7 protein-coding genes are annotated in these 7,620 nt (G+C 68.7%); all 7 read left to right on the forward strand.

Going from position 1 to position 7,620, the window contains the following annotated elements; translation table 11 throughout:
• Complete coding sequence (locus HCC78_RS10510) at window positions 1-594, forward strand: shikimate kinase (RefSeq protein ID WP_371743805.1); 594 nt, start codon at window positions 1-3, stop codon at window positions 592-594.
• Window positions 578-1,684: a 3-dehydroquinate synthase gene (aroB, locus tag HCC78_RS10515; protein WP_371743803.1), complete on the forward strand. Its 1,107-nt coding sequence runs from the start codon at window positions 578-580 to the stop codon at window positions 1,682-1,684. Before HCC78_RS10510 ends, aroB begins: the two co-directional genes overlap by 17 nt.
• A 181-nt stretch (window positions 1,685-1,865) precedes the next feature.
• Window positions 1,866-2,507: a LysE family translocator gene (locus tag HCC78_RS10520; protein WP_172328723.1), complete on the forward strand. Its 642-nt coding sequence runs from the start codon at window positions 1,866-1,868 to the stop codon at window positions 2,505-2,507.
• Window positions 2,508-3,282: 775 nt separating this feature from the next.
• The gene (locus tag HCC78_RS10525; RefSeq protein ID WP_172328724.1) at window positions 3,283-4,695 is read left to right on the forward strand and encodes an aminotransferase; all 1,413 of its coding nucleotides are present in this window, start codon (window positions 3,283-3,285) and stop codon (window positions 4,693-4,695) included.
• Window positions 4,696-4,758: 63 nt separating this feature from the next.
• Window positions 4,759-5,049, forward strand: a complete 291-nt coding sequence (locus tag HCC78_RS10530) for a hypothetical protein (RefSeq protein WP_172328725.1) — start codon at window positions 4,759-4,761, stop codon at window positions 5,047-5,049.
• Window positions 5,042-6,313, forward strand: a complete 1,272-nt coding sequence (locus HCC78_RS10535; protein ID WP_172328726.1) for a diaminopimelate decarboxylase — start codon at window positions 5,042-5,044, stop codon at window positions 6,311-6,313. Before HCC78_RS10530 ends, HCC78_RS10535 begins: the two co-directional genes overlap by 8 nt.
• Before the next feature lie 43 nt (window positions 6,314-6,356).
• A complete protein-coding gene (locus HCC78_RS10540; RefSeq protein WP_216671105.1) occupies window positions 6,357-7,265 on the forward strand; it encodes a hypothetical protein in 909 nt (302 codons plus the stop codon).
• Window positions 7,266-7,620 lie beyond the last annotated feature (355 nt).

Consider the following 7,620-nt stretch of genomic DNA (forward strand, 5'->3'; position numbering starts at 1 on the left):
ATCGCACAAAAACAGCAGGACCGGACCGGCAGCTTGACCTACCGATTGAACAGAACAGTCGTCCTGGTTGGAATGATGGGCTGCGGAAAGACTTCGGTCGGCCGCGAGCTGGCGCGCAGGCTCGAAGTTCCCTTCGTCGATTCCGACGAGGAAATCGTCCGCGCGTCCTCCTACGAGATTCCGGAACTCTTCTCCCGCTTCGGGGAAGTCTATTTCCGCGAGAAGGAAACCCAGGTTCTCCTGCGCCTGCTGCAGGGGGAGCCGAAGGTGCTCTCGACCGGCGGCGGCGCCTGGATGAACCACACCAACCGCGTCAACATCCTGAAATACGGCATTGCGGTCTGGCTGAGCGCCGATGTCAGCGTGCTGTGGTCGCGGGTCAAGGGCCGCACCGGCCGGCCGCTGCTGCAGACCGAGAACCCGCAGCAGACGCTCAGGGAACTCTGCGAGAGCCGCAATCCCATCTACGCGCGCGCGCCGATCCATGTCGCGGCGCAGCCCCAGGACGTCATCGGCGACACGACGGAGCGGGTGATCGCGGAACTGGCGAAACTGGACGACATCCTGGAGGAAAGCGGTGAGCGAGCCGATTGAGCGGGTCCATGTGGATCTGGGGGAGCGCGCCTACGAGGTGCTGATCGGGGCAGGGCTGCTCGGGCAGGCGGGACGGCTGATCGCGCCGCTGCTGCACGTGCCGCGGGTGGCGATCGTCTCGGACGCGACGGTGGCCGGGCACCATCTGGCGGCCCTGAAGGCCGCGCTGGCGCAAGAGGGCATCGAGGCCGACAGCCTGGAGCTGCCGCCCGGCGAGGCGACCAAGTGCTGGGCGCAGCTCGAAACCGTCTGCAGCTGGCTGCTGGACCGGAAGGTGGAGCGGCGCGGCATCGTGATCGCGCTCGGCGGCGGGGTGATCGGCGACCTGGTCGGCTTCGCGGCGGCGATCCTGCGCCGCGGCGTGCGCTTCGTGCAGATCCCGACCTCGCTGCTGGCGCAGGTCGACAGCTCGGTCGGCGGCAAGACCGGCATCAACACGCCCCATGGCAAGAACCTGATCGGCGCCTTCCACCAGCCGTCGCTGGTGCTGGCCGATACCGGCATCCTGGCCACCCTGCCGCGCCGCGACCTGCTGGCGGGCTATGGCGAGGTGGTGAAATACGGCCTGCTCGGCGATGCGGCGTTCTTCGCCTGGCTCGAGGCGAACGGGCCGAAGCTGGCGGCCGGCGATCCGGCGGCGCGGCTCCATGCGGTGCGCCGCTCGGTCGAGATGAAGGCCGAGATCGTCGTGCGCGACGAGACCGAGCAGGGCGACCGGGCGCTGCTGAACCTCGGCCATACCTTCTGCCATGCGCTGGAGGCGGCGACCGGCTATTCGGACCGGCTGCTGCATGGCGAGGGCGTGGCGATCGGCTGCGCGCTGGCTTTCGAGCTTTCGGCGCGGATGGGGCTCTGCTCGCAGGAGGACCCCTCGAGGGTCCGCGCGCATCTGCGCGAGATGGGCATGAAGACCGACCTCTCGGACATCCCCGGCGAGCTGCCCGGCACCGATGCGCTGATCGCGCTGATGGGCCAGGACAAGAAGGTTCTGGACGGCAAGCTGCGCTTCATCCTGGCGCGCGGCATCGGCGAGGCCTTCGTGACCTCGGAGGTGGAGCCGGAAATGCTGCGGCAGGTTCTGGACGGCTGAGCCTCCCGCCCGGTCCGGGCCCTGCTTGCGGCGCGAGGGACCCGGCCGGGGAACCCGGGCCGGTCGCGGACGCGGCAGAAGGCGGCGGACCGGGCCGGGCAGCGCGGCAACGCGGATGCCCCGGGGCGTTGCAGGCGCCGCGGAAGCTGGTACCCTCCTTGGCATTGCCGAAGAGGGTTCCATGATTTCCGCCACTTCCTTCATTGCCTATGTCGCCGCACTGGCCGTGGCCTCCGCCGTGCCGGGGCCCGGGGTGGCCGCGCTGATCGGCCAGTCGCTCGGCGGCAGGTTCCGGTCGTCTCTGTTCTTCATCGGCGGCATGGCGCTAGGCGACGTGGTCTTCCTCAGCTGCGCGGTCGCCGGGCTGGCTGCGCTGGTCCAGCTCTTCGAGCAGGCGATGCTGGCGATCAAGCTGCTCGCCGGCGCCTATCTCCTGCGTCTCGCGTGGAAATTCTGGTCGCAGCGCGGCAGCATCTCGGAGCCGGACGGGGCCGGGAGCCGCTCCGGGGGCCGGGCCTTCGCGGCAGGGCTCATGGTCGCGCTCGGCAATCCCAAGGTGATCGTGTTCTACTTGGCGCTCCTGCCGGCCGTGCTGGATCTGGGACATGTCGGCCCGGCGCAATGGGCGGCGCTGTCCGCGCTGACCGTCGCGACGCTCTTTGCCACGCTGACGCCCTACGCGCTCCTGGCCTTGCGGGCGCGCGGCGCGATCAGCAGCTCGGGGACGCTGGCGCGCCTGAACCGGGCGGCCGCGGCAATCATCGGCGGTGCAGGGGTGCTGATCATCGGCCAGGCGGCGGCGGCCATGGCCCGGCGCAGCTAGTACCGCTCGGCAGCGGTCGTCCGGCGGATTCGCGGTTTTCCGACATGACCTGAGTGCAGGGTGGACTGTCACCGGCAAGTCGGAGCCGCCTTGCGTCGGTTTTTCCGCGCGTTTGCCATGACGGTTCCCGGACCGCCCCGGAGTCCGCACCGGGATCGCAGCGCATCCGCAATCCTGGCCTCGGACGGCACCGGTCCGCGCCGGAGCCCGCCACGAGCTGGCCCGTGACGGGCAGATCGCGGCCTGGCCCGCGCCACCCCGAGGCCGTGTCCCATGTCCGATGCGGGGCGCCGGGCATTTTCGGTCAAGAGGATCGCTCAGCGCGGCTTCCGCGGGACCGGCAGTGCCCGGAAACCGGCCGGGTGCGAGGCTTGGCCGAGGGCGGCAAGGTAGGCGGCCGCGCCTGCCGGATGCCCGGCCAGCTTGGCAAGTTTCGGGAAAACATTCCTTCGAGGTCCCGAAAACAGCCCAATTTCCGGGCAAGCCGCAAGTTTTCAGGACAATCTGGGCGGCAGATCGAGAATTGGGGGCCTTGCGGGTTCAGTTGCGGGGCCAAGGGTATAGTCTCGGAAGAACGGGGCCGAGCCGCAACCTGATGACTGCACGGGTCCCCGCCAGACGATAATCCGGCGAGAATCCGGGGCCTGCCGGATCCGGTGGTTCCGATGCCGGCAGAGGCATGTGGGCATGCCCTGACGTCGCACAGGCAAATGGTCAAGACCGGCCGCAATTGCATCCTTCGCGGGGCGCGAAACGGGAGAGGCACATTCACATCATGGACACCCTGGCGGAAATCCTGTCCCAGCCGGAGCCCGGCAGAGCTACCTCTGCCTCCGAGGCGGATGCGCGCCACGTCCTCCATCCCTGGGCCGATCTCAGCGGTCTCGGAGAGCAGGACCCGCTGATCATTTCCCGCGCCAAGGGCGTGCGGGTGCAGGACAGCGCGGGCAAGGAATATCTCGACGCGATCGGCGGCATGTGGTGCATGACGCTGGGCTACGGGCGCGAGGAACTGGCCGATGCCATGGCCGCGCAGGCCCGGCGCATGGCCTATTACACTCCCTTCGGCGATGTCGCCAGCGAACCGGCCGCGCGGCTGGCCGAACGGCTGTCGCAGCTGGCGCCGGGCGACCTGAACCGCGTGCATTTCACCACCTGCGGCTCGACCGCGGTGGAATCGGCAATCCGCATCGCGCAGTACCATTTCTCGGCGCAGGGCCAGCCGGAGCGGCGGCACGTGCTGAGCCGGGTCAATGCCTATCACGGCGGCACCTACCTGACGCAGTCGCTGTCGGGAAAGGAAGCCGACCGCACGCATTTCCAGTACGAGAGCGGCTTTGTCCACCACCTGTCGAGTCCCGAGCACGATCCGGACCGCTCGGCCCTTTCTGCCGCCGAAAGGCTGGCAGAGCTGCTGGCGGAGATGGAGGCCGAAATCGCGCGGATCGGGCCGGAGAAGATCGCCTGCTTCATCGCCGAACCGATCCTGGCCTCGGGCGGCGTGCTGACCCCGCCCGAAGGCTACCAGGAGGCGACCTTCGACCTCTGCCGGAAGCACGGCATCCTCTACATCTCCGACGAGGTGGTCACTGGCTTCGGGCGGCTGGGGCATTTCTTCGCCTCCGAGATCCGCTTCGGCATCCAGCCCGACATGATCATCACCGCCAAGGGGCTGACCTCCGGCTACCAGCCGCTGGGCGCGGTATTGATCTCGGACCGGATCGCCGACGCGCTGGCGGACTCGGCGCCGAAGGACAAGCCGGTCTTTTCCAACGGCTTCACCTATTCCGGCCACCCCGTCGCCTGTGCGGTGGCGCTGGCGAATATCGAGACCATGGAACGCGAGGACATCTGCGGCCATGTCCGCGATGTCGGTCCCTACTTCCTCGAGCGCCTGCGCGAGCTGCGGTCGAGCCCGATCGTCTATACCGTGCGCGGCGACCACCTGATGGCCTGCGTAGAGTGCTGGACAGGCGAAGAGGCCGGGCCCAATGCCGCCAACATGGCGCTGGCGCAGAAGGTCGACGCCCATTGCCAGGAGGCGGGGTTGCTGGTGCGGCCCTATGAAAACCTCTGCATCCTCTCCCCGCCGCTGATCATCGGCCGCCAGGACATAGACCGGATCGTGACGATCCTCTCCGGCGCGCTGCAGCGTGCAGCTGCGGAGCTGGAGGCCGGCACGATCTGACCGGACCGACATGACGACCCTCGGAAACGCGGCAGCCGCCGCCAGACGCGAAAAGGACACGACATGACCGAACAGCCGACAAGCTTCATCGATTGCCGCGGGCTCTCCGCCCCCCTGACCGTCCTCAGGATCAAGCAGGCCATGGTCGGGCGCAGCGATTGCGGTCTTCCGCTTGACGTTCTTGTGGACCGCTCCTGCGGCGACGCCGCACGTGTCTCCGCCTGCCTGACCGGCGAGAGCACCGATATCCGCCTGATCGAAGCCGTGCCGGGGATGCCCGCGATGGCGGCGCTCGCCGGGGCACCGCAGGGCGCGGGAGCCACTGGACGCTATTCGGGCCGGCTGCATGTCTGAGACCACCGTCGCGCCGACCGCCGTGCAGGATGCGGCGCCGGGCGCAGCAGGGGCAGCCGCCCCCTGGTGGCAGCGCAGCGACTTGGCCTACCGGCATGGCAGGCTGCATCTGGGCACCACCGATCTCGACGCATTGGCCCGCAAGGTCGGCACCCCGGCCTACGCGATCCGCGCGCCCCGTGTCGGCGAGAAGCTGCGCGGCCTGCACCGGGCGATGGCCGGAGCGCTGGAACCGGCGGGGCTCGACCACCGCATCTACTACGCGATCAAGGCCAACCGCACGCCGCAATTCCTGTCCTGGCTGGCGGCGCAGCGGCTCTGCGGCGCCGATATCTGCTCGCCCGGAGAATTGCTGCATGCGCTCTCCTGCGGCTTCCGCGAAGAAGACATCTCCTTCACCGGCACGTCTCTGGGCCGCGGGGACATTGCCTTTCTCGCGCGGTTCGACCGGCTGGCGGTCAATTTCGACTCGCTCTCCGCGCTCGAGCGCTTCGGTGCGCTCTGTCCGGGCCGCGAGGTCGGGCTGCGGATCAATCCGGATCGCGGCATCGGCTATGGCGGCAGCGAGATGCTGCAATACAGCGGCATCGAGGCGACCAAATTCGGCATCTATCTCGACCGCATGCCCGAGGCGCTGGAGATCGCCGCCCGTCACGGGATGAAGATCACGCGGCTGCATTTCCACGCGGGCTGCGGCTATCTCGACCGCGAGGCGGAGCAGTTCGCCGCCGTGCTGGATGCGAGCCGCGCCTTCATCGACATGCTGCCCGATCTGAAGCTCGTGAATATCGGCGGAGGTCTCGGCGTGCCGCACCGCAAGGGCGACAAGCCGCTCGATCTCGGCCGCTGGGCGGCGGCAATCGCCTCGGCCTATGGCGGGCGCGGGCTGACCATTGCCGTGGAGCCCGGCGATTTCCTGGTCAAGGATGCGGGCGTTCTGCTGGCCAGCGCCACCTATCGGGAGCGGCGCAAGGACACCGCGTTCCTCGGCCTCGATGCCGGGTTCAACCTCGCCATGGAGCCCGCCTTCTACGATCTGCCCTGCGAGCCCGTGCCGGCGGTGCCCCGCGACTGGCCCGCGGCACGCTTCACCGTCGTCGGCAACGTCAACGAGGCGCTGGACAAATGGGCCGTGGATCACCCGATGCCGCCGCCCGAGCCCGGCGACGTGATCGTGCTCGTGAATGCCGGGGGCTATGCCGCCTCCATGCGCTCCGACCACTGCCTGCGCGGCGCGGCCGAGAGCGTCCTCCTGCTCGACTGACGGCCGGGCGACCTACCTTCCCACGGAACTTCAGGATCTTGTTTTGACCGACGCAACCATTTCCACGCCCGACGAGGATACGGGCGTCACGCCGCATTCCCCGGGCTACGCCTTCGACCCGTCCGATCCCTGGACCCAGACCTTCCAGATCGCGCTGGAGCGGGCCGGGCTGGGCGGCAGGACCGTCTACGAGGTCGGCATGGGCACCGGGGTGAACGCCGCCTTCCTGCTGCGCATGTGCGGGGCGAAGCGGGTGGCGGGCAGCGATCTCGATCCGCGCATGGCCAAGCTGGCCGAGCGCAACGTCCTCAGCCTCGCCCCGCAGGAGGCTCACCGCTTCCATCCGGTTCCGGGCGCGGTCAGCCTGGTCGACGATCCGCTGGCGCTGGCCGAAGTGGAGCGCGCCGATGCCGTGATCGGCTGCCTGCCGCAGGTGGCCGACCCCGGCTGTCCGCGCTTCGGCGCCTTCCGCCGCGCGACGAAGACCGCGCTGCCCGAGGGGGCGGATGTGCGCGAGGACGACCATATCGCGCATTACTACCCATGGTCCGCCTTCGAGGATTTTCCCTTCAATTCGGTCGGACTGGGGCTGAACGAGGCGCTCTTGCGGCGGCTGCGCTCCTGCGCGCCCAAAGCCGAGGTGATCCTGAATTTCGGCGCGCGGATCGGCGTGCCGGTGCTGTTCGAGCTGTTCGAGGCCAATGGCTACAGGCCGGAGACGCTGCATTCCCAGATCGTGAAGCAGCATGCGGGTACCGACATTTCCTTCTTCGTCGCGCTGGAACGGGCTCTGCGCGATACCGGCTTCGGTGTGGATTTCTCCTGCGCCTTCTACGGCGATCCCGGTGGAACGGAGCGCATCTCCGCGATCGAGGCGCAGGACCGCATCGACGCCGATCGGGGAGCGGCCATCCATCACGAGGTATGCACCATCCGGGGGCTGCCTGCCTGACGGAGTAGATGGCGGGGACTTCACGCCGGATTGCGGCACCAGCTTTTTCCTTGGGGCGGCGCTGCTGGATAAATCAGCTGGCGAGCGCAATCCCCCTTTCCCCGGGCACACCTATCCTGCGGCCCCGGTCGGTGGTTTTCAAGGTTGTTGTCACCGGTGTCTATTTTCAGGCTGCGCACTCTCCCGTACCGGCCATGGGGCCGCCGCCGACTGCTTCCCTGGCGAGCGCGCCGGCGGCCCCATGGCCTCGCGGCATCTCGTGAGGCCGTTCCGGGTTGAGCCAGACGGAGCCGATCGGGGTCCAGCAGCGCGTGCTGCCTGACCACCGCTCCGGCCGCGCCGAGCGGGCCAGTTC

It is taken from the genome of Mangrovicoccus sp. HB161399 (assembly GCF_013184745.1).
In the GTDB taxonomy this organism is placed as follows: Bacteria; Pseudomonadota; Alphaproteobacteria; order Rhodobacterales; family Rhodobacteraceae; genus Mangrovicoccus.

Bases quoted from the DNA above. Each gene is read 5' to 3' on its own strand.
- HCC78_RS10520 (WP_172328723.1), top strand. From the start codon at position 1,866: ATGATTTCCGCCACTTCCTTCATTGCCTATGTCGCCGCACTGGCCGTG.
- HCC78_RS10525 (WP_172328724.1), top strand. From the start codon at position 3,283: ATGGACACCCTGGCGGAAATCCTGTCCCAGCCGGAGCCCGGCAGAGCT.
- HCC78_RS10530 (WP_172328725.1), top strand. From the start codon at position 4,759: ATGACCGAACAGCCGACAAGCTTCATCGATTGCCGCGGGCTCTCCGCC.
- HCC78_RS10535 (WP_172328726.1), top strand. From the start codon at position 5,042: ATGTCTGAGACCACCGTCGCGCCGACCGCCGTGCAGGATGCGGCGCCG.